The sequence below is a fragment of the Xanthomonas campestris pv. asclepiadis genome (genome assembly GCF_020784175.1).
Taxonomy (GTDB): Bacteria; Pseudomonadota; Gammaproteobacteria; order Xanthomonadales; family Xanthomonadaceae; genus Xanthomonas; species Xanthomonas campestris_D.
In genome coordinates, this window is the sequence record NZ_JAJGQM010000001.1 from 161,003 (window position 1) to 183,279 (window position 22,277).

A 22,277-nucleotide genomic window follows, 5' to 3' on the forward strand; every position below is an offset into this window, starting at 1 on the left:
GCGCCGCCTAGAGCGCAATGCCCGAGCGAATGGCGCGCACTCACTCCGTAATAAACAGCTCGCGCACCGTGCCACGCGCCGCATCCAGCGAAAAATGCCGGGCCACGTTGTGCAAGCCGTTGTCGGCCAGGCGCTGCCATAGCGCCGCATCACGATACAGGCGCACGATCGCATCGGCGAACGCGTCGGCGTCGTCCGCCACGCAGACATCTTCGCCATCGCGCAGATGCATGCCTTCCACCGCGCAGGTGGTGCCGACCACCGGCTGCCCATGCGCCATGCTCAGATTGATCTTGCCTTTGACGCCGGCGCCGAAGCGCAGCGGCGCCACCGCGATGCGTGCGTTCTCCATGAACGGCAGCAGATCCGGCACATGTCCGTGCAATTGCACGCCGGGGCATTCGTCGGCCAGCAGTGTCAGCGCCTCGGGCATGTCCGCGCCGATGCAATGGAAGATCACCTGCGGCAATTGCGCGCGCACCTGCGGAAAGATCGCGCTGATGAACCACTGCACCGCATCCACATTGGGGGGATGCCGGAAGCCGCCGACGAACACCAGATCGCGGCGTTGCGCGAAAGGCTGCCCGCTGCCGGCCACCTCATGCAGATTGGAGAGCAGGGCGGTGCGGATCTGCGGTGCGTCCGCCTGCAGTTGCGCCTGTTCGGCCGCCGAGACCAGCAGCGTGACATCGGTGGCGGCCATGATCTCCAGTTCGCGCAGGCGGGTGCGTTCTGCCGCGCGCAACAGGTTGGCTTCGCCGGCCAACTCGGCGCCGCGGCGCTCGCGCAGGTAATGCAGATCGACGGTGTCGAACAGCGTGCGTGCCTGCGGGGCGTATTGCCTGAGCAGCGGCAGACAGGCGTGCGCAACGTGGTGACGCACCAGCAGCACCACGGCAAACCGCGGGCCATGCGTGCGCAGCCAGCTGCCGATGCCCTCGAGAAACGGCGCGTACCAGACTTCCACGCCCAGTTGCTGCAGTGCCTGCGTGTGCCGTCCGGCGTGCTCGCGGCGGGTCGGCAGGAATACCACGTGCGCGCCTTCTTCGCATAGCAGGCGGATCAGGTTGAACTGCCGCAACGAGCCCGAGTCGCGATCCGGCTGCGGCACGCATTCGTCCAGGATCAGCACCTGGCGCTGGCCACGATGCAGCAGCGCAGGTCCGGGAACCGTGCCGACCGGCAACCGCGTTGCCAGTGCCTGCTGCCACTTATCGGCGAACACGCCTTGATTGCGCACCTGATACGCCTTCACCCCGGTGCGGGTGTCGGTGCCATTGCTGGTGCCCTCGTCATGCACCACCACGCTGGCCGGCTGCACCAGCACCCGATAGCCGGCTGCACGCACCGCAAACGCCAGGTCGGTGTCCTCGTAATACGCCGGCATGTAGCGGCGATCCAGCCCGCCCAGCGTCTGCAACAACGCGCGTGGCAACGCGATCGCCGCGCCGGAGCAATAGTCCATCGCACGCACGTAGGCGTAGCGCGGGTCGTCGGCCGATTCGAAACGGCCATAACTCCACGCGCTGCCATCGGCGAACACCACGCCGCCGGATTCCTGCAGGCGTCCATCCGGATACACCAGCTGCGCGCCGACCAGGCCGGCGGCGGGGTTCTGGGCAAAGGTGTCGATCAGCCGATCCAGCCAGCCGGGCTGCGGGATGGTGTCGTTGTTGAGCAGCACCACGTAGTCGCCGCGTGCCAGTGCGATGCCGTCGTTGCAGGAGGCGATGAAACCGCCATTGCTGACGCGCCGGTGGTAATGCAGCCCCTGCACCTGCGGCAGCTGCGCTTGCGTGGCATCGCTGCTGCCGTCGTCCACGACGATGATCTCCACCTCCAGCAACGGCGGATGCGCCGCCAGTGCGCGCAGGCACGCCAGCGTGTGGGCGATGTGGTTGTAGACCGGAATCACCAGCGTCACGCGCGGGGCGTCGCTATGCGGAACCGCAAACGCGGCAAACGGCGTCGCCTCCGGCAACCACAACGGCGTGCCGAGCGCCACCGGCGGTGCCTGCGTATGCACGCGGATGCGCTGCCAGGTAGCGCGCCAGCCGCGTGTGCGCATGCTCGCCACGCTGCGGTGAATCAGCCCGAGCACGCGATTGAACAGATAGCGTGCATCGGCCAGGGACATCGACATTCCGTTGGAACTCCAGACGTGGCGTGGCGAAGAAAACCCGGCGGGCAGTCGTCGGTGGGCAAGGACCGCGCAAGGCAAGCGCAGGGTACGAAGGGTACCCGCAGATGCAAAGCGCGGTCCGTGCCCGCCTGCCGGCAGGCGTCGCAGGTTTTGTTAGCCGCTCTTAAGTCAAAGGGTCCGGCTGACCACAACCACGACAGCGCTGCGCTAGACTCGCCGGACTCTACATTCTCGCATCCCTGTGCCCCGACGCCACGACAACGACGCTCCCGACGATTTCGAGGACGATTCCACCGAGCAAGGCTCCCGCTGGCAACGCAGGCTGATTGTCTGGGCCTTTGCGGCATTCGCGCTGGCGCTCGGTTTTTTGATTCCCTATACGGTGTATCTGAACAAGCAGGTCACCCAGCGTTTCGGCGAGCTGCGCTGGCAGATCCCGACCCGCGTGTACGGGCGGCCGTTGGTGCTGGCGCCGGGCAATGCGCTGGATGCGGCCACCCTGAAGACCGAGCTGGACGCCGCCTCGTACCGCGACGACGGGCAAGCCAAGCTGGCCGGCACCTACCAGCAGGACGGCAGCCGCTTCACCATCGCCAGCCGCGGCTATGTCGATGTGGACGGGCGCGTGCCTGCGCGGCGGGTTGAGGTCAGCCTCTCCGGTGGGCGCGTGGCCAGCCTGCGCGACGCCGGCGACCGCAAGGCGCTGAAGAGTGCGCGGCTGGACCCGGCGCGCATCGCCACGCTGTATGGGCAGAAGCAGGAAGAGCGCCGCCTGGTGCGCATGGAAGAAGTGCCCGAGCTGCTGGTCACCGGCCTGCAGGCGGTCGAGGATCGCGACTTCAACAGCCACCACGGCATCGATCTCAGCGGCATGGTGCGTGCGGCCTGGATCATGGCGCGCTCCGGCGGCCAGGTTCGCCAGGGCGCCAGCACCTTGACCCAGCAGCTGGCGCGCAGCGGCCTGCTCGGCATCGGCAAGGAACAGACGGTCACCCGCAAGTTCAACGAAATTCTCTACGCAGTGATCATGGAGGCGCGTTACGACAAGCGCACCATCCTGGAGGCCTATCTCAACCAGGTCTATCTGGGCCAGCGCGGCGGGCAGGCGATCCATGGCGTGTCCTCGGGCGCGGAGCTGTGGTTCGGCCGCGAGCTCAATTCGATGACCACCGAGCAGATCGCCTTGCTGATCGGGCTGGTCAAGGGGCCGTCCTACTACGACCCGCGGCGCAACCCGGAGCGCGCGCTGGATCGGCGCAATTTCGTGTTGGGCAAGCTGCACGAAAACAACCTGATCGACGCGGCCGAATACAAGCGCGCGCTGGCCGCACCGCTGGGCGTGCCCACCGAGCCGGGCCTGGTCGCGGCCAACCGCTTCCCGGCCTATGTGGACCTGGTGCGGCGCCAGCTGGCGCACGACTACCCGGAAGGCGTGCTGCAGGGCGCCGGCATGAGCGTGCTGACCGGCATGTCGCCGTCCGCGCAGGCGTATGCCGAAGGCGCGGTGACCGGCACCATCAAGCGGCTGGACAACAAGAAGCGCCCACCGCTGCAGGCCGGCCTGGTGCTGACCGACGTGCATAACGGCGACGTGCTGGCGGTGGTCGGCAGCCGCGACGTGGCCAAACCGGGCTTCAACCGCGCGGTCGAAGCGCAGCGGCAGGTCGGCTCGCTGCTCAAGCCGTTCGTCTACCTGCTGGCGCTGGCCTCGCCGGACCGTTGGGCGCTGTCCAGCTGGGTCGACGATGCACCGGTAACGGTGCAGCTCAGCCGCGGCAAGACCTGGTCGCCGGGCAATTCCGACAACCGCAGTCATGGCACGGTGCGGCTGATCGATGCGCTGGCGCATTCCTACAACCAGGCCACGGTGCGCGTGGGCATGCAGGTCGGCCCGGAGCGCATCGCCCAGCTGATCCAGGTCCTGGCCGGCATCAAGGCCGACACCAATCCCTCGCTGATCCTCGGTGCCACCGATCAGAGCCCGTACGGCATGGCGCAGCTGTATCAGTTTCTGGCTGCCGGCGGCGAGATCCAGCCGCTGCATGCGGTGCGCGGCGTGCTCGATCCGCAGGGTAAGCTGCTCAAGCGCTACGACAAGACCCCGGCGCCGGCGCAGGAAGGCGATTCGGTGGCGGCCAACCTGATCAGCATCGCCCTGCAGCAGGTGGTCAGCGGCGGTACCGCACGGCAGTTGCTGGGCGATGGCCTGGGACGGCTGTCGCCGGCCGGCAAGACCGGTACCTCCAACGACGGCCGCGACAGCTGGTACGCCGGCTACACTGGCGACCATCTGGCGGTGATCTGGATGGGCAATGACCAGAACGAGCAGACCGGCCTGTACGGCGCCACCGGCGCGATGCGGGTGTGGTCGAGCATCTTCGCCCGGCTGCCGAGTGCGCCGTTGAAGGTCAGCGGCAAGGGCCTGGACTGGCAGTGGGTGGACGCGGCCGGTACCGGCGTGACCGATGCTGGCTGCCCGGGTGCGCGCCAGTTCCCGTTCGTGGTTGGCTTCACGCCGGCCTACGCCCCCTGCGCCGGCAATGCACCGTCGATCGAAGGCGTGCCCGGCGACGCAGCCGCGCCGGCCGAGCAATCCAGCGGTGGTGGCTGGCGTCGCTTCTTCGGCCTGGAAAAGAAGCCGGAAGACCCCGCGCCGGCACCCGCCGCGGCTCCACCTGCACGTTGACTGGAGTGACCCGATGAACCGACTGCACCGTTTGCTTGCCCTTGCTGGCGTGTCTGCTGCACTGACCGCCTGCGTCAGCGCGCCACCCCCGCCACCGCCGACCCCGGTGGACCCGACCACGCCGACACAGCGGCTGTTGCTGATCGAACGCGAGGCCGGCGTCGACGACACCGAGCTGTCGGTGCAGCCATTGCGCGACCCGCAGGTGGACGATCTGCGCGAGACCGCCAAGAGCAAGCGCCAGTCCGGTGATCTGGCTGGCGCGGCGGCGGCGCTGGATCAGGCCGTGGGCCTGGTCTCCGGCGATCCGGCCATCCTCCAGGAGCGTGCCGAAGTGGCGGTGCTGCAGGCCGATTGGCCCGCCGCCGAGCGGTTTGCCAAGCAGGCCATCGAGCTGGGTTCCAAGACCGGGCCGCTGTGCCGTCGGCATTGGGCCACCATCGAACAATCGCGGCTTGCGCGTGGCGAGAAGGAAAACGCCGCCTCGGCCAAGTCGCAGATTGCCGGCTGCACGGTGCCGGGCGTGAAACGCTACTGAGCGCGGCAACGACGCCGGTTGCGCGTACCGCAGGCTAGCTGCGGCACGCGCGTGATGCGGCTTGCATCCCTTGCAAGCCCGCCGCTCGACGCGCAGTCAGTCTTGCCCGCGCATGACCGCCAGCGGTGTTGTGCGGTTCGTCATAGGTCTTAAACGCCGGCTGCGCGGCGGTTGCCACTGCCGGCCCACAGGCGCAACCCACGCAGCATCACCGCGCACGCGCTAGGCTGTCGCGCTTGCCCCAGCTTCCGGTCCCATGTCCCAACTTGCCACTGCCAGCATCGAGGCGCTCAGCGAGGGCGGGGCGCTTGCGCGTCAGCTCGATGCGTTCGCGCCGCGTGCCGCGCAGCTGCGCCTGACCGGCGCCATTGCCGAGGCGTTCGAAGCGCGCGAGGTGCTGTTGGCCGAAGCCGGCACCGGTACCGGCAAGACCTACGCCTATCTGGTGCCTGCGCTGCTGTCGGGGCTGAAGACCATCGTGTCGACCGGCACGCGCGCGCTGCAGGACCAGTTGTTCCATCGCGACCTGCCACGCGTGCGCGCCGCGCTCGGCATCGGCCTGCGCAGCGCGCTGCTGAAGGGCCGCGCGAACTACCTGTGCAAGTACCGCACCCAGCAGGCGCGCGGCGAACCGCGCTTTGCCACGCCCGAGCAGGTCTCGCAGTTCCAGCGCATCGTGGCCTGGAGCGGGCGCACCCAGTTCGGCGACATGGCCGAGCTGGAAGCCTTGCCGGACGACTCGCCGCTGCTGCCGCTGGTGACCTCCACCGTCGACAATTGCCTGGGCACCGAGTGCCCGTTCTACGGCGAATGCTTCGTGGTGCAGGCACGCCAGCGCGCGCAGGCGGCCGATCTGGTGGTGGTCAACCACCATCTGCTGCTGGCCGATCTGGCACTCAAGCAGGAAGGTTTCGGCGAGATCCTGCCTGGCGCGCAGGCCTTCGTCATCGACGAGGCGCACCAGCTGCCGGAACTGGCGGCGAACTTCTTCGGCGAAAGTTTCGGCATGCGGCCGTGGCAGGAGCTGGCGCGCGATTGCATGGTCGAAGCGCGCCTGGTCGCCGGTGCGCAGGCCAGCCTGCAGGAACCGATCCTGGCCCTGGACGAGGCCTTGCGCGGCCTGCGTGCGGGCATGGAAGGCCTGCCCTCGCGCGGCACGCAATGGCGCGCGCTGGCCAGGCCGCAGGTGCGCGAAGGCTTTGATGCGGTGTTGTCGTCGCTGGCGCGCCTGGGCGAGGCCTTGCTGCCGTTGCGCGAGGCCTCGCCCGGCTTCGATGGCTGTTCTGCGCGCGCGCAGGAAGCGCTGGCACGGCTGTCGCGGTGGTTGGGCGAGGACGCGCCGGTGCCGGATTTCGACCAGGAGCTGCCGGACACCGTCGACAACGACGTGCTGTGGTACGAGCTCAGCCCGCGTGGATTCCGCTGCCAGCGCACGCCGCTGGATGTGTCCGGCCCATTGCGCGAGCATCGCGAAAAATCGCATGCGGCCTGGGTGTTCACCTCGGCCACGCTGGCGGTGGGCGGCGAGTTCGACCACATCGCGCAGCGCCTGGGCCTGAGCGATCCGGTGACCCTGTTGCAGCCCAGTCCCTTCGACTGGGCGCGCCAGGCGCTGTGCTATCTGCCGCCGAACCTGCCCGATCCTGCCGCGCGTGGATTCGGCACGGCGCTGATCGCGGCGCTGACGCCGGTGCTGGAGGCCTCCAACGGCCGCGCCTTCCTGTTGTTCGCCTCGCACCGCGCGCTGCGCGAAGCGGCCGAAGCCTTGCGTGGTGCGCCGTGGCCATTATTCGTGCAGGGCGAGGCGCCGCGTGCCACCTTGCTGCAGCGTTTCCGCACGTCCGGCAACGGCGTGCTGCTGGGGTCTGCCAGCTTCCGCGAGGGCGTGGACGTGGTCGGCGATGCCTTGAGCGTGGTGGTGATCGACAAGCTGCCGTTCGCCGCACCCGACGACCCGGTGTTCGAAGCGCGCCTGGATGCGATCCGCCGCGACGGCGGCAACCCGTTCCGCGACGAACAGTTGCCGCAGGCGGTGATCGCGCTCAAGCAGGGCGTGGGCCGGTTGATCCGCAGCGAGACCGATCGCGGCGTACTGGTGCTGTGCGACCCGCGGCTGGTGAACAAGGGCTACGGCCGCACCTTCATGAAGTCGCTGCCGCCGTTTGCGCGCACCCGCGAGATCGGCGATGTGCGCGCGTTCTTTGGCGTCGCCGAGCCAGTGGGCGACAATGGCGTGCTCGCGTTGCCGTTCGGCGACGCCTGAGCTTCCCCCTCCTGCCTGCGGTCCTGCCATGAAAGTCCTCGCGTTCGAGACCTCCACCGAAGCCTGTTCCGTCGCGCTGCACATCGACGGCCGCGTGCTCGAACGCTTCGAACTGGCGCCACGTCGGCATGCCGAACTGGCGCTGCCGTGGGCCGAACACCTGCTCGCCGAGGCCGGGATCACGCGCCGCCAGCTCGACGCGATCGCGGTCGGTCGTGGCCCGGGCGCCTTCACCGGCGTGCGTCTGGCGATCGGCATCGCGCAAGGCATCGCGCTGGGTCTGGACCTGCCGGTGCTGGCGGTATCCACGCTGCAGGTGCTGGCCTGGCGCGCGCCCGCCGAGGCGAGGAAGGTGCTGGCCTGCATCGATGCGCGCATGGGCGAGGTGTATGCCGGCGTCTTCGCGCGCGATGGCGACACGCTGCGGGAGCTGATGCCGGAAGTGGTCTGCGCACCGCAGGCCTGCATCGTGCCGGACACGCTGCACCGCTTTGCCGGTGTCGGCAGCGGGTTCGCCGCTGCCGATGCACTGCTGCAACAGCGATTCGCAACACAGCTGACCAGCATCGATGCCGCCGCGTTGCCGCATGCGGCCGACCTGCTCACGCTGGCCGTGCCGGCGCTGCTGCGCGGCGAAGGCGTGGCGCCGGAGCGGGTGGAACCGGCGTACCTGCGGGACAACGTGGCGCTGACCCTGCTCGAGCAGCAGGCCGCACGCGCAGCCAAGGCCGCTGGCGCCGCGCCATGACAGACGCGTTGCAGCGTGCACGTTTCCGCGGTTGCCTGCTGGGCCTGGCGGTGGGCGATGCGCTCGGCACCACGCTGGAATTCTGCGCGCCGGGCAGCTTCACGCCGATCGACGACATGCGCGGCGGCGGCCCGTTCGCGCTGCGCGCCGGGCAGTGGACCGACGACACCTCGATGGCCTTGTGCCTGGCGCACAGCCTGCTGTATCGGCAAGGCTTCGACGCCGCCGACCAGATGAATCGCTATTGCAACTGGTACCAGCACGGCTATCTCAGCAGCACCGGCACTTGCTTCGATATCGGCGCGACCGTGCGGCAGGCGCTGGAGCGCTATCTGGATGGCGGCCCGGCCTTCAGTGGCAGTACCGATCCGCGTTCGGCCGGCAATGGCTCGCTGATGCGGCTTGCCCCGGTGGCGATGTATTACGCGCACCGCCCCGCCGAGCTGGGCGAGCGCGCCGCCGACAGCTCGCGCACCACGCACGCCGCGGACGAAGCGCTGGATGCCTGCCGGCTGTTTGCCTGCCAGTTGCGTGCCGCGTTGCTCGGCGGCCAGCGCCAGCAGGTGTTGCAGACCCGCTGCGAAGGGCTGTCGACACCGGCGCTGCGTGCGTTGTCGGTGCGCGACCATCGGGCGGTTCCCGCCGCAGGGATCCGCGGTACCGGCTACGTGGTCGATGCGCTGTCTGCGGCGCTCTGGTGCTTCGCCACCACCGACACGTTTGCCGATGCGGTGCTGCGTGCGGCCAACCTGGGCGACGATGCCGACACCACCGCGGCCATCTGCGGTCAGCTGGCCGGTGCGTTTCATGGCATCGACGGGATTCCCGCCGCCTGGCGCGGACGCGTGCAGGATGCCGACGCGATCATCGACCTGGCCGATCAGCTGTACGCGGCTGCGCAGGTCGCCTGACGCCGCACGCACCGCACGCGCCAACGCCGTCGCCGCAGTAGAAAACGCGTCCTGATCGGACACGTGACAGCTCAACGATCGTCGTGCAGTTCGCCGCCGGGCAAAAACAGCCAGGTGCGGGTGACCTGCAGGATATCCACGTCGTCCTTGGTCCTGGGCAACGGCGGGAACGGCTGTGCCAGCTGCACCACCCGCAGCGCCGCCGCATCCAGGGCCGGGGTGCCGCTGGAGATCAGCACGCGGCTGCTTTCCACGCTGCCGTCGCGGCGCACGCCCACGCTGATCACCACCTTGCCGCCGAGGCGGCGACGGCGCGCCTCATCCGGGTAATTGAGATTGCCGACGCGCTCGGCGCGATCCACCCAGGCACGCAGGTAGTTGGCGTAGGCGTATTCGCGGGTACTGGCCGAGACGAACTTGCGGTTGGGGCGCTTGGCGTATTGCTCCGAGCGCAGATGCACCTCGGCGGCGAGCCGGGCCATTTCCGCGTCGCGTTGCACGCGTTGCGCATCGGTGGGCGAGAGCAGGTCGGTCTGCGGATTCGGCTGCGCGGTGGGCACGGTCTGCTCGCCGCGGCGACTGGTCACCACGCGGGTCTGGGTCGGCTCCGGCGCCTGCACCGTGGTCGCGCGCTGCGCCTGCGGTGCCAGTCCGCTGCGGTCCTGCGGCACCACGCCGGGTTGGCTGTCGCGCGGGCGCTGCGCGGTGGCGTGATTGCCGCCGCCCTGCTGGTTGGCCTGGGCCAGAAAATCGGCCTGTTTGGGCGTCAGCGGGGTGCTGGTCTGGCTGAAGATCACATCCAGCGTCGGCACCAGCGGCGCGTCTTCGCTGACCGCAAATCCCACGCCCAGGATCAGCACGCCGTGCAGCAGCAGCGAGATCACCAGCGTCGCGGTCAGCCGGCGACGCTCGTCCATGGCAGCCGGCAGTGCCGCGGCCGCGCTCATTGCGCCGCGCCGGCCTCGATCGCATCGAACAGCAGCCCGGCGATGTTCAGGCCGAACTGCGCATCCAGCTCGCGCACGCAGGTGGGGCTGGTGACGTTGACTTCGGTCAGGTAATCGCCGATCACGTCCAGGCCGACGAAGCGCATGCCGCGGCGGCGCATTTCCGGGCCTACCTGCGCGGCGATCCAGCGGTCGCGCTCGGACAGCGGCCGGCCTTCGCCGCGCCCACCGGCCGCCAGGTTGCCGCGGAATTCATCGCCTTGCGGAATGCGTGCCAGGCAATAGTCCACCGGCTCGCCATCGACCAGCAGGATGCGCTTGTCGCCGGCGGTGATGTCCGGGATGAAGCGCTGCGCCAGGGTCAGCTTGCGGTTGCCGTCGGTCAGCGTTTCCAAAATCACGTTGAGATTGGGGTCGCCGGTGCCGCTACGGAAGATCGAGCGCCCGCCCATGCCGTCCAGCGGCTTGAGCACGGCCTGGCCGTGTTCGAGCACGAAGGCCTTCAGTGCCGCCGCATCGCGGCTGACCAGGGTCGGCGGGCAGCACTGCGGAAACAGCAGCGCGGCCAGCTTCTCGTTGTAGTCGCGCAGGCCCTGCGGGTCGTTGACCACCTGCGCGCCGGCGCGCTGGGCCACGCTCAATACCTGGGTGTCGTAGATGAACTCCGCATCCACCGGCGGATCCTTGCGCATCAGCACCACCTGGTCGGGACCGAACTCCAGCTCGGCAAACTCGCCCAGCGTGAACCAGCCGGTCGTGTCCTCGCGCACGCTCAAGGGCGCGACCTGCGCCACCGCGCGTCCCTGGCGCAAGCTGAGTCCGCCGGGACGCACATACTGCAGGCGGTGACCACGCCGCTGCGCTTCCAGCAGCATGGCGAAGGTGGTGTCTTTGGCGATCTTGATGGAGGCGATGGGATCCATCACCACGACGACGTCGAGCGACATGGGCAGCTAAACCTTTAGAACAGGCTGCCGATGGTAACTTCAAGCGGTGGGCGATGGCGCGCCCGGCCGGTCGTGAATGCGCGACTTGCCGGTCGACCTGCAGCCGTACACAGTCGGAACGTCCGCCTGGCGGGCCCCCGGCAACGCACCCTTGACAGTCAATGCGGGTCTTGGGATATACATGCAGTTTCGTAGCGACGCCGGAAGGGAAGAAGCGTCGCGCGTCCGGGGATATTTGCATGACTGAAAACATTGCTGCGGGTGGGGAACTCGCAGGACTGAAGGTGATGGTGATCGATGATTCGAAGACCATTCGCCGCACCGCCGAAACGCTGCTGAAGCGGGAAGGTTGTGAAGTAGTGACAGCGACCGATGGTTTCGAGGCACTGGCCAAGATTGCCGACCAGCAACCTCAGATCATTTTTGTCGACATCATGATGCCGCGCCTGGATGGGTACCAGACGTGCGCGTTGATCAAGGGCAACCAGCTCTTCAAGTCGACGCCGGTGATCATGCTGTCGTCCAAGGACGGCCTGTTCGACAAGGCACGCGGCCGCATCGTCGGCTCCGAGCAATATCTGACCAAGCCGTTCACACGTGAAGAACTACTGAGCGCGATTCGCACGTACGTCCACGCCTGACCAGGGGGAAAGGCAACATGGCTCGAATTATATTGATCGAGGACTCGCCCACCGACAGGGCAGTCTTCAGTCAATGGCTGGAAAAAGCAGGCCATACGGTCGTCGCCACCGACAACGCCGAAGCGGGACTTGAGCTGATTCGCAGCCAGGCGCCCGATCTGGTGCTGATGGACGTGGTGCTGCCCGGCATGAGCGGCTTCCAGGCAACGCGTGCACTCGCACGCGACCAGGCCACCAAGGACATCCCGGTGCTGCTGGTCAGCACCAAGGGCATGGAAACCGACAAGGCCTGGGGTTTGCGACAAGGTGCCAGCGATTACATCGTCAAGCCGCCGCGCGAAGACGACCTGATCGCCCGCATCAAACAACTGGTGCGTTGATGCGTTCTCCATTCGACATTCTCGAAGACTACGAGCGCCGTAGTCTTGCGCACGCCACGCCGCTGCCGGAACGCCAGTTCTCGGCCGACATCTGGCGCGGCGTCGGTTATCGCGTCGGTACCCGGCGATTGGTCTCGGATTTCCGTGAAGTCGCGGAAATCGTGCCGATGCCGCCGGTCACCCCGGTGCCGGGCGCACAGCCCTGGCTGCTGGGCGTGGGCAACCTGCGCGGCAACCTGTTTCCGGTGATCGATCTGAAGCAGTTCCTGGAGGGCCGGCGGACGGTGCTGCAGGAAGGCCAGCGCGTGCTGATCATGCGCCAGAGCGGCGGCGACGTCGCGCTGACCATCGATGAGTTGTATGGCCAGCGCAGCTTCGAGCAGGTCCAGGCGGTCGAACCCGGCGAGCTGGCGCAAGGCCGCTACGCCCACTTCATCGACCGTGCCTTCCGCAACGAGACGCAGGACTGGGGTGTGTTCTCCCTGGCGTTGCTGTCGCGCACTCCTGAATTCCGGCAGGCCGCGGCCTAAGCCGCGACCCCGCCACGTCATACAGATCGAGGTCGAACCATGAGTACCGCCCCGGACGCCCGCAAGACCAACAAGCTCGGCAGCGTCAGCACCAGCTTCTGGCTTGGTTTGCTGGTGTTGTCGATGATCGTGTTCGGCGCCAATACCGGCGTCGCCACCTGGCAGGGCAGCCGCCTTGCCGGTGCCGGTACCGGCGCGGCCGATCTGCAGGTGCTGTCGCAGCAGCTGGCCAACCAGGGCCGCGAAGCGGTGTCCGGCGACCCGAAGGCATTTGCCGCGTTCAAGGAGACCAAGGGCCGCATCGACAGCACGGTCAGCGAACTGGATGGCCGCTACGGCCAGGAAGGCTCGGTCGCCAGCGCGATGGCCCAGCTCAAGGCGACCTGGGTGCCGCTGAGCAAGAACGCCGATCAGGTCATCGCCAGCGAACCGGCGGTGCTCGGTCTGGCCGGCAACGCCGAACGCTTCTCCGGCAGCGTGCCGCAGTTGCAGGCGCAGTTGAACGAAGTGGTGCGCGCGATGACGGTCAGCGGCGCCCCCGCGGCGCAGATATACAACACGCTGCAGCAGGTCGTGGTCGCCGGAACCATGGCGCGCCGGGTGACCGAAATGCGCGCCGGTGGCGCCAATGCCGCCGCCGCCGGCGATGCGCTGGCACGCGACGCGGTGGTGTTCACGCAGATGCTCGAAGGCCTGCGCGCAGGCAACGACGAACTGGGCATCGCCGCGGTGCGCAACCCGGCCGCGCTGTCGGCGCTGGAGCAGTCGCAGGCGCAGTGGGCGACGATGAAGACCGACGTCGATGCCATCCTGGCCAGCTCGCGCAACCTGTTCGCCGCGCAGTCCTCTGCCGCCGCGCTGACCGCCGGCTCGAACAAGATGCTGGACGACAGCAAGAAGCTGTTCGATGCGTTCTCCGCGTTCGGCTCGGTGCGCGATACGCGCCTGTTTCCGAACTTCTGGCTGGGTGTGGTGTCCGGCCTGGTGGCGCTGCTGGCGATCATTGGCTTTGTCTGGAGCTCGGTGCGGGTGCGCTCGCGCGAGCAGGACGTGCGTTACCAGGCGCAGGTGGAATTCAACAGCCGCAACCAGCAGGCGATCATGCGGCTGCTGGACGAAATCAGCTCGCTCGGTGAGGGCGATCTGACCGTCAAGGCCTCGGTGACCGAGGACATGACCGGCGCGATCGCAGACGCCATCAATTACGCCGTGGACGAGCTGCGCCACCTGGTGACCACGATCAACGACACCTCGGCCAAGGTCGCCGTGTCGACCCAGGAAACCCAGGCCACCGCGATGCAGCTGGCCGACGCGGCCGGCCAGCAGGCCAACCAGATCACCACCGCCTCCGAGCGCATCAGCGAAATCGCCGCCAGCATCGAACAGGTGTCGCGCAACTCCACCGAGTCGGCCGAAGTGGCGCAGCGCTCGGTGGTGATCGCCGCCGAAGGTGCCGGCGTAGTGCGCGAGACCATCCAGGGCATGGACCAGATCCGCGACCAGATCCAGGAAACCTCCAAGCGCATCAAGCGGTTGGGCGAGTCCTCGCAGGAGATCGGCTCGATCGTGGAACTGATCAACGACATTTCCGAGCAGACCAACATCCTGGCGCTCAACGCCGCGGTGCAGGCGGCTTCTGCGGGCGAGGCCGGTCGCGGCTTCGCGGTGGTGGCCGACGAAGTGCAACGCCTGGCCGAACGTACCTCCGGCGCGACCCGGCGGATCGAGGGCCTGGTGCAGACCATTCAGGCCGATACCAACGAGGCGGTCAGCTCGATGGAGCAGACCACCTCCGAAGTGGTGTCCGGTGCACGCCTGGCCGAAGACGCCGGTACCGCGCTGACCGAAATCGAGCGCGTGTCCAACGCACTGAATAATTTGATCAAGAACATCTCCATCGCCGCGCACCAGCAGTCGGCGGCAGCGACGGATATCACGCAGACCATGGGCGTGATCCGTCAGATCACCAGCCAGACATCGCAGGGTGCGGAGAAGACGGCCAAATCGATCGGCAACCTGGCCGAGCTCGCTGCCGACCTGCGCCGTTCGGTCGCCGACTTCAAGCTGCCGGCGTGACCACGACGCGCAACGGGAAAGGATCACAGCAGATGGCGCGTAGTCGCGTTACGTCGATGCAGGAACAGACCGGTAGCCGCGTGAGCGGTGCCTCGGTCGTAGGCAGGGGGCTGCAATGAGTGCGCTTCGCGATGCGATGAGTCACGCCGCGCTGGGCTGGGTCAAGCCGGAGTTGGACGAGACGTTGCGCCAGGCGCGCAACGAGATTGAATATTTTGCCGAAGAACCGTCCGACACCAGTCGGATGCGCTTCTGCGCCGGCTATCTGCATCAGGTGCAGGGCACCTTGCGCATGGTCGAGTTGTACGCCCCGGCGATGGTGGCCGAAGAGCTGGAACTGCTGGCCCAGGCCCTGCAGGTCGGCGAGGTGTCCGACCGCGACGAAGCCTGCGCCATGCTGATGCGCGGCACCGTGCTGCTGCCCGATTATCTGGAGCGCCTGCAGAACGGTCATCGCGACATCCCGATCGTCTTGCTGCCGCTGCTCAATGAGATCCGCGCCACCCGTGGTCAGCCGGGCCTCAACGAGAGCGTGTTGTTCGCGTTCGATCCGCAGGCCGGTGTCGCCACCGAGGCCGAGCTGGATCATGCCCGCGGCAGTCTGAGCGGGCGCAATCGCGAGTTGCTCGACACCGTCGGCAACGCGGTCAAGGAAGAATTGCTGCGCGTCAAGGATGCGCTGGACCTGCACCTGCGCACCGGCGGCGAGATCGCCGAACTGCAGACCCAGGTCAAGGATCTGGGCAGCGTCGCCGACACCCTGGGCATGATGGGCCTGGGCGTGGCGCGCAATGTGGTGGTGCAGCAGCGCGATGCGCTGGCGCGCGTGGTCGACGGCCAGGTGCAGATGGACGAAGGCGTGCTGCTGGACATCGCCGGCGCGCTGCTCTACGTCGATGCCTCGCTGGATGACCAGGTCGCCAGCCTTGGCGCCGATGTGGGCGACGGCAACGAAGCCAGCAACAGCGCCACGTCGTCGGAAGTGCGCCGCACCGTGGACGTGCTGGCGCAGGAAGCAATCGCCAATTTCGGTGCGGCGCGTGAGCATTTCGTCGCCTTCATCGAGACCAACTGGGACCACGCCCGCCTGACCGACGTGCCGCATCTGCTCGGCGAAGTCGGCGGTGCGCTGCGCATCCTCGAGCTGCCGCAGGCCGCCGATTATCTGGAAGGCGTGCGCCGCTATGTCGACCTGGAACTGATCGGCAAGCAGCGCGTGCCCAGCGGGCGCCAGCTGGACACGCTGGCCGATGCGATGGCCAGCCTGGAGTACTACCTGGAAGCCCTGCGCGAGCGCCGTCCCGGCCGCGAGGAAATCCTGGACATCACCCGCAACAGCCTGGAAACGCTGCGCTACTGGCCGCTGCCCTCGGGCCAGCCGTCCGACCTGCCGGTCGGTGCCGACCAGCCGGGCAGCGTGGCCGAGCCGCTCGCCGCATCGCTCGCTCAGCAGGCCGGTGCCCCGGCGCTGGCGGCCAACGACGCTGCGCCGACGCCGTCGCTGGAATGGGCCAACGAAACCGTGGTCGAGGCGCCGTTTGCCGCCAGCGTGGTGCACGACACCGGCGCTGCCGCCACCGATACGGTGTTCTCGTTCGACCCGGTCGCCGCCGAAGAAACTGTCTCCGGTCAGGCGCACGTGCCGTTTACGGTTGCGCCGCTGGACCTGTCCGACGATGGCGCGCAGGCGCCCGGCGACTGGCAGCTGGAAACCACCGAGCAGGCCGCACCAATCGCCACGTCAGTGTTCGACCCGGTGTCGGCCGAGCAGGACGGCAGTGTGTCGGCCGATGCCACGCAGGTCAGCTATACCGTGGATCTGAGTGCGCTGGAGCAGGACGACAGCGCCGTGCCGGCGGTTGCCGAGCAGGCGCCGCTGCAGATCGAGCAGATCGCGTTGCCGGGCGATGCCGACCAGACCGAAGCACCGCTGGATTTCATCGCGCAGGCCGGAAGCGGCCGCGCGCAGACCAGCATCGACGATGCATTCTCGCCGCCGCCGTTGCCGCCTGTCGCGCCGCAGGAGCCGGCCGACCCGTTCGTCGAATCCGTGCCCGAACCGCAGCCAGCCCCGGCCGAGGAAGCCGCCGGGCAGGGCGCGCCGCGCGTGCAGCAGGCGGTGGTCAGCGAGTTCGAACTGGACGCCGCGTCGACGGCGTTCCTGGTCCAGCTCGACGCAGCCGCCGCGCAGTTCGAGTTGGAGCGTCCGCAGGCAGCGCAGGCGCCCGATGCCGACGCCCAGGCTGCGAAGGCAGCGCCGGAGCCAGCGGTGAGCGAACCTCTCCAGGCCAGTGCCGATGCCGAGGCCGGCATCTTCGGCGGCTTTGGCGACAGCGATATCGACGACGATATCCGCGATGTGTTCCTGGAGGAATTCGACGAAGAACTGGTCAATCTGGGCCAGCTGCTGCCGGTCTGGCGTGCCGCACCGCACAGCCAGGACAACCTGCGTCCGATCCGCCGCGTCTTCCACACCTTGAAGGGCAGCGGCCGTCTGGTCGGTGCGCACGTGCTCGGCGAGTTCAGCTGGAAGATCGAGAGCATGCTCAATCGCGTGCTCGACAATTCGCGGCCGGCCAGTCCGGCGGTGGTGGCGATGGTCGAGCTGGCCTACGAGGTGCTGCCGCAGTTCAACGCCGCCTTGCGCGACCAGGGCCGCATCAGCGCCGACCTGCCGGCCATCCAGGCAGTTGCCGAGCGTGTGGCCGCGGGCGAAGAGGCCTATTACGTGGCCGCGCCGGCGACGCCGGTGGCGGCGGACGTCGCCTTCGTTCCGGCAGCGGCAGGCCTGTTCGCTGCGAGCGGCGGCACCCCGGCGTCGGTGGACAGCGTGCTACGCGAGATCCTGGAAGCCGAAGTCGCCACCCATCTGGACACCGTCAACGCGTGGCTGCAGGCCAGCCAGGCCGAGCCGCAGTTGGCGAGCGAAGAATTGCTGCGCGCCGTGCACACCATGAGCGGTGCGTTTGCGATGACCGACGTGCCGGAAATCACACTGGTGACCACGCCGGCCGAGAGCTACGTCAAGCGTCTGCTGGCCGCATCGCTGACGCCGTCGCAGGAGGGCATCGACGCCATTGCCGCAACGGCGGCGGCAATCGCCACCACCGTGACCGCCTTGCGCGCCGATGCGCCGTTGATCCCGTCGTTTGCGCCGTTGACCGAGCGTCTGCGCGCACTGGTGGAGACGCTGCCGGAAGCGCAGTGGCCACCACAGGCGTTCCTGGACGAGCTTGAGGATATGGAGGCGCCGGGCGAGACGGCCGTCAGCAGCGAGTCGGCGGTCGAGCTGACCGATGCGCAGGATCTGTCGCAGTATCTGGACGCCAGCGCACTGCCGTCGGATGCGACCGATGCCACCGCGCCCGTGCATGCCGATGACCCGGCGCAGGATGCCGGTGCGCCTGCCGACGCCGACGCCGACGCAGCGATTGCGGTGGACGAGCTGGCCGAGGCCGAAGCCGAAGACACCTCGACGCTTGCGCTGGAAGCACCGGCAGCGCACGAAGAGGCGCACACGGCTCACGTTGCTGCGCAAGATCAGGATCAGGATCAGGAGCAGGGCGTCGAATCGGTCGAGACCGCGCAGGCACCGGCCGGGGATGCACGCGCATCCGATGCCGGGGCGGAGCAGGTTGCCGATGCGTTTTACGGCGATGCAGCCCAGCACCAGCACGCAGACGACGTGGAGTCGCCTGGCACCGATGCGCATAACACGCCGGCTGATGAGCCGGTGGTCGACGCCGATGCCTGGGATGCGACCGGATTGCAGCAGACCGGCAGTGTCGATGCGGCGTCGCATGAGCAAACGGGCGACGTACCGGAAGCTGGCGAGCACGTGGTCGTGGATGAGTTGTCCGACGCGGAAGCTGCGTTGGGTGAGGCGCAGACGCTTGCCACGCCGGAAGCCGGGCATCTCGATGCCGAGCGCACAGACGCCGGGCAGCAGTCGCCGAGCGAGCACGCGGCCGAGCACGAGCACGATCAGTCCGACGGCAACGTCACGGCACACGCCGAGGCGGAGTCGAGTGATGGCGCAACGTCCACCGACGACGCGCCTGTCGAGACCATCGAGGCATTGGAAGCGGTGCATGCGCAGGCACCGTTGGCCGACCAGACGCACGCGGCAGCGAGCGAAGACTGGACGGCGGACACCGCGGCGCGGGACGGCGAATCAGCCGGGCAGGACGACCACGTTTCCACACTGCAGGACGCGGCTATCGGTCTGCAGGCGCAGCACGCGCAGCTGCCTGCCGACGAGGCAGCGCAGCACGCCGATTCCACGTTGCCGCAAGACGCCGACGCGCACGATGCCAACGCGGACGTTGGCGAGCAGCTACAGGTGGAAGACACCGCGCAGTTAGGCGATCAGGCGTCTGCCGAACAGCACGCGCTGTCTGGCGAGCAGGTGCAGCCGCAAGAATCTGCACATGCCTACGAGCCCGCGCAATCGGAAGCGCACGTCGATGCGAGCGAGCAGCACCACTCGGACGCACACGCGCACGCCGACGAAGCCGGATACGTTGCAGAAGCAGAGCAGGCTGCAGAGGCAGGACAAGCCGTAGACGCAGAGCATGCTGCAGAGGTAGAACGGGCCGCAGATGCGGAGCACGCTGCGGAAGTACAGCAGGCTGCCGAAGCGCTACCCGAGCACACCATCGAGTCGGTGCAGGCCTTCGAGATGGCGCAGGTCGCCGACCAGGTCGAAGAGACCGGCGATCCGCAGTCGGAGACTGCGCCAGAGCTGCAGTCGAACGTCGTTGCTGACGCTGATACGGAAACCCATGCCGATGCCGAGTTCCACGCGCAGCATCGCGACGCAGACACAGACACAGACACAGACGCAGACGCAGACGCAGACGCAGACGCAACGCGCGACGCGACTACCGCAATCGATCCTGTCCAGCATCACGAACACGTCGAGCAAGTCGAATACGTCGGGCAAGCCGGACACCTTGAGCAAACCGAACACGTCGAACACGTCGAGCATCCGGAACCCGGCGAATCCGGAGAATCCGCCGCCGAATCCGCAAGCGAACACGAAGACGCCGCAGCCGTGGCCTTCAGCGCGCCGGTGGAAGACACCGCAGCGGCCGATAGCGCCGCCAACGATGTGGGCGCAGCCTTCGATACCGGTCCGCTCAACTTCGACCAGCTCGATGGCGAGTTGGTCGACATCTTCGTCGAGGAAGGCCGTGACCTGCTGGACCATTGCGATGGTCTGATCGCCCGCATGCGCGAAGTGCCGGAAGACCGCGAGGTCCTCAACGGACTGCAGCGCGATTTGCACACGCTCAAGGGCGGCGCGCGCATGGCCGGCATCAATGCCATCGGCGATCTCGGCCATGCGATCGAGTCGCTTCTTGAAGCGGTGGCGGCCAACCGTACCGACATCGACCGCGACGACGTGCGCCTGTTCGAGCGCGGTTTCGACCGTCTGCACCAGTTGTTGACCCGCACCGGCATGCACCGCGCCGTGGCGATGCCAACCGACCTGGTGGACGCCTTCGAAACCCGCACCCGTGGCCGCAATGCCGCAGAGCCCAGCGACGCCGATGTGCGTGCGATCGCCAAGGCGTCGGTGGAACCGGCACCGCTGTCGGCGCCGGTGCCGGTCGAGGGCCAGAGCGAAGAAGACTTCCTGCCGCGCGCGCAGCAGGAACAGGTGCGCGTGCGTGCCGACCTGCTCGACCGCCTGGTCAATCACGCCGGCGAAGTGGCGATCTACCGCTCGCGCCTGGAACAGCAGATGGGCGCCTTCCGCGGCGCGATGGGCGAACTGGATCGCACCAACGCCCGTCTGCGCGACCAGTTGCGGCGTCTGGATCTGGAAACCGAAGCGCAGATCGTGGCGCGCTATCAGCGTGAGCAGGACCAGGGCGACCGCACCTTCGATCCGCTGGAACTGGACCGCTTCTCCACCCTGCAGCAGCTCAGCCGCGCGCTGAACGAATCGGCGGCCGACTTGGGCGGCTTGCAGGGTGTTCTGGAAGATCTCTCGCGCCAATACGACGGCCTGCTGCAACAGCAGTCGCGCGTCAGCTCCGAGTTGCAGGACGGCCTGATGCGTGCGCGCATGGTGCCGTTCGACGGCCTGGTGCCGCGTTTGCGTCGCGTGGTCCGCCAGGCCGCGACCGATACCGGCAAGCAGGTGCATCTGCTGCTGGAAGGCACCCAGGGCGAACTCGATCGCAACGTGCTCGATCGCATGGTCGCGCCGCTGGAACACATGCTGCGCAACTCGGTGGCGCACGGCCTGGAAACGTCGGAGCAACGGCGTGACGCAGGCAAGCCGGAAGAGGGCAGCATCGCGATCCGCCTGCGCCGCGAAGGCTCGGAAATCGTGCTGGAAGTGGCCGACGACGGCGCCGGGCTGGACCGCGAGGCGATCCGTCGCCGCGGCGAGCAGCGCGGCCTGATCGAGCCCGGCCAGGAGCTCAGCGAGGCCGAACTGGATGGGCTGATCTTCGCCTCCGGTTTCAGTACCTCCGAGCAGGTCAGCCAGCTGGCCGGCCGTGGCGTGGGCATGGACGTGGTGCGCAACGAAGTGCGTCAGCTCGGCGGCTCGGTGGACATCCACTCGGTGCGCGGCCAGGGCGTGACCTTCACCTTGCGCCTGCCACAGACGCTGGCGGTCACCCAGGCGGTGTTCGTGCGCATCGGCGATACCACCTTCGCGGTGCCGGTGGGGTCGGTCAGCGGTATCGGCCGCATCTCGCGCAGCCGTTACGAGTCGGGCGAGGGCGGCTATCACTACGCCGGCGAAGAGTACGTGCTGCACGATCTCGGCTCGCTGGTCGGCCAGGCCGCCGCGCGTGCCGATGGTCAGGCACAGGTGCCGTTGCTGCTGGTGCGTGCGGGCGACCTGCGTGCGGCGGTGGCGATCGACCAGGTGCTGGGCAACCGCGAAATCGTGGTCAAGCCGGTGGGCCTGCAGATCGCCTCGGTACCGGGCATCTACGGCGCCACCATCACCGGCGATGGCCGCGTGGTGGTGATCCTGGACGTGGCCCCGCTGGTGCGTCGCTATCTCAGCCAGCCGGCGCGTCCGGCGCTGGAAACCCCGGCCGAATCGCAGCGCCAGGTGCCATTGGTGATGGTGGTGGACGATTCGTTGACCATGCGCAAGGTCACCAGCCGCGTGCTGGAACGCCACAATCTGGACGTCACCACCGCACGCGATGGTGTCGAGGCACTGGAACTGCTGCAGGAGCGCGTGCCCGACCTGATGCTGCTGGACATCGAAATGCCGCGCATGGACGGCTACGAGCTGGCGACCGCGATGCGTGCCGACCCGCGCTTCAAGGCGGTGCCGATCGTGATGATCACCTCGCGCAGCGGTGATAAGCATCGCCAGCGCGCCTTCGAGATCGGCGTGCAGCGTTACCTGGGCAAGCCTTACCAAGAGTTGGATCTGATGCGAAACGTGTATGACCTGCTGGGGATCGCCCGTGTCCGAGACTAATG

13 protein-coding genes are annotated in these 22,277 nt (G+C 67.9%); 10 read left to right on the forward strand and 3 right to left on the reverse strand.

The window, feature by feature from the left end; translation table 11 throughout:
* Nucleotides 1-40 precede the first annotated feature (40 nt).
* A complete protein-coding gene (locus tag LL972_RS00660) occupies nucleotides 41-2,143 on the reverse strand; it encodes a glycosyltransferase (protein ID WP_228325973.1) in 2,103 nt (700 codons plus the stop codon).
* Between the two features lie 241 nt (nucleotides 2,144-2,384).
* On the opposite strand from LL972_RS00660, the gene mrcB reads away from it, so the two are divergent.
* From mrcB to LL972_RS00685, 5 genes are all read left to right on the forward strand, one after another.
* The gene (gene mrcB, locus LL972_RS00665; RefSeq protein ID WP_228325974.1) at nucleotides 2,385-4,829 is read left to right on the forward strand and encodes a penicillin-binding protein 1B; all 2,445 of its coding nucleotides are present in this window, start codon (nucleotides 2,385-2,387) and stop codon (nucleotides 4,827-4,829) included.
* A 13-nt stretch (nucleotides 4,830-4,842) separates the two neighbouring features.
* On the forward strand, nucleotides 4,843-5,367 hold the full coding sequence (locus LL972_RS00670; protein ID WP_104584642.1) for a hypothetical protein: 525 nt from the start codon (nucleotides 4,843-4,845) through the stop codon (nucleotides 5,365-5,367).
* Nucleotides 5,368-5,623: 256 nt separating this feature from the next.
* Nucleotides 5,624-7,630 carry an ATP-dependent DNA helicase gene (locus LL972_RS00675; RefSeq protein WP_228325975.1) on the forward strand — a complete coding sequence of 669 codons (2,007 nt, stop codon included), beginning with the start codon at nucleotides 5,624-5,626 and terminating at the stop codon, nucleotides 7,628-7,630.
* Between the two features lie 28 nt (nucleotides 7,631-7,658).
* Nucleotides 7,659-8,378 (forward strand): tRNA (adenosine(37)-N6)-threonylcarbamoyltransferase complex dimerization subunit type 1 TsaB, encoded by a 720-nt coding sequence (gene tsaB / locus LL972_RS00680; protein ID WP_228325976.1) that lies wholly within the window; start codon nucleotides 7,659-7,661, stop codon nucleotides 8,376-8,378.
* Nucleotides 8,375-9,289, forward strand: coding sequence for an ADP-ribosylglycohydrolase family protein (locus LL972_RS00685; protein WP_228325977.1), 915 nt, complete (start codon nucleotides 8,375-8,377; stop codon nucleotides 9,287-9,289). Before tsaB ends, LL972_RS00685 begins: the two co-directional genes overlap by 4 nt.
* A gap of 71 nt (nucleotides 9,290-9,360) precedes the next feature.
* Here the strand turns inward: LL972_RS00685 and LL972_RS00690 are convergent, their stop codons facing one another.
* Entirely contained in the window at nucleotides 9,361-10,236 is an 876-nt protein-coding gene (locus LL972_RS00690) for an energy transducer TonB family protein (protein ID WP_228325978.1), read from the reverse strand.
* Nucleotides 10,233-11,183 (reverse strand): glutathione synthase, encoded by a 951-nt coding sequence (gene gshB, locus LL972_RS00695; protein ID WP_228325979.1) that lies wholly within the window; start codon nucleotides 11,181-11,183, stop codon nucleotides 10,233-10,235. Before gshB ends, LL972_RS00690 begins: the two co-directional genes overlap by 4 nt.
* A gap of 239 nt (nucleotides 11,184-11,422) precedes the next feature.
* On the opposite strand from gshB, the gene pilG reads away from it, so the two are divergent.
* The 5 genes from pilG (at nucleotide 11,423) to LL972_RS00720 (ending at nucleotide 22,275) form a co-directional block, all read left to right on the forward strand.
* Nucleotides 11,423-11,824: a twitching motility response regulator PilG gene (gene pilG, locus LL972_RS00700; RefSeq protein WP_024711139.1), complete on the forward strand. Its 402-nt coding sequence runs from the start codon at nucleotides 11,423-11,425 to the stop codon at nucleotides 11,822-11,824.
* 17 nt (nucleotides 11,825-11,841) lie between these two features.
* Nucleotides 11,842-12,204, forward strand: a complete 363-nt coding sequence (locus LL972_RS00705; RefSeq protein ID WP_006450735.1) for a response regulator — start codon at nucleotides 11,842-11,844, stop codon at nucleotides 12,202-12,204.
* Entirely contained in the window at nucleotides 12,204-12,734 is a 531-nt protein-coding gene (locus tag LL972_RS00710; RefSeq protein ID WP_003482487.1) for a chemotaxis protein CheW, read from the forward strand. The genes LL972_RS00705 and LL972_RS00710 overlap by 1 nt, the downstream gene beginning before the upstream one ends.
* Nucleotides 12,735-12,773: 39 nt before the next feature.
* The gene (locus tag LL972_RS00715; protein ID WP_228325980.1) at nucleotides 12,774-14,810 is read left to right on the forward strand and encodes a methyl-accepting chemotaxis protein; all 2,037 of its coding nucleotides are present in this window, start codon (nucleotides 12,774-12,776) and stop codon (nucleotides 14,808-14,810) included.
* A gap of 115 nt (nucleotides 14,811-14,925) precedes the next feature.
* Complete coding sequence (locus LL972_RS00720) at nucleotides 14,926-22,275, forward strand: Hpt domain-containing protein (RefSeq protein WP_228325981.1); 7,350 nt, start codon at nucleotides 14,926-14,928, stop codon at nucleotides 22,273-22,275.
* Nucleotides 22,276-22,277: the final 2 nt, after the last annotated feature.

Bases quoted from the DNA above. Each gene is read 5' to 3' on its own strand.
- LL972_RS00660 (WP_228325973.1), bottom strand. From the start codon at position 2,143: ATGTCGATGTCCCTGGCCGATGCACGCTATCTGTTCAATCGCGTGCTC.
- LL972_RS00670 (WP_104584642.1), top strand. From the start codon at position 4,843: ATGAACCGACTGCACCGTTTGCTTGCCCTTGCTGGCGTGTCTGCTGCA.
- LL972_RS00675 (WP_228325975.1), top strand. From the start codon at position 5,624: ATGTCCCAACTTGCCACTGCCAGCATCGAGGCGCTCAGCGAGGGCGGG.
- tsaB (WP_228325976.1), top strand. From the start codon at position 7,659: ATGAAAGTCCTCGCGTTCGAGACCTCCACCGAAGCCTGTTCCGTCGCG.
- LL972_RS00685 (WP_228325977.1), top strand. From the start codon at position 8,375: ATGACAGACGCGTTGCAGCGTGCACGTTTCCGCGGTTGCCTGCTGGGC.
- LL972_RS00690 (WP_228325978.1), bottom strand. From the start codon at position 10,236: ATGAGCGCGGCCGCGGCACTGCCGGCTGCCATGGACGAGCGTCGCCGG.
- gshB (WP_228325979.1), bottom strand. From the start codon at position 11,183: ATGTCGCTCGACGTCGTCGTGGTGATGGATCCCATCGCCTCCATCAAG.
- pilG (WP_024711139.1), top strand. From the start codon at position 11,423: ATGACTGAAAACATTGCTGCGGGTGGGGAACTCGCAGGACTGAAGGTG.
- LL972_RS00705 (WP_006450735.1), top strand. From the start codon at position 11,842: ATGGCTCGAATTATATTGATCGAGGACTCGCCCACCGACAGGGCAGTC.
- LL972_RS00710 (WP_003482487.1), top strand. From the start codon at position 12,204: ATGCGTTCTCCATTCGACATTCTCGAAGACTACGAGCGCCGTAGTCTT.
- LL972_RS00715 (WP_228325980.1), top strand. From the start codon at position 12,774: ATGAGTACCGCCCCGGACGCCCGCAAGACCAACAAGCTCGGCAGCGTC.
- LL972_RS00720 (WP_228325981.1), top strand. From the start codon at position 14,926: ATGAGTGCGCTTCGCGATGCGATGAGTCACGCCGCGCTGGGCTGGGTC.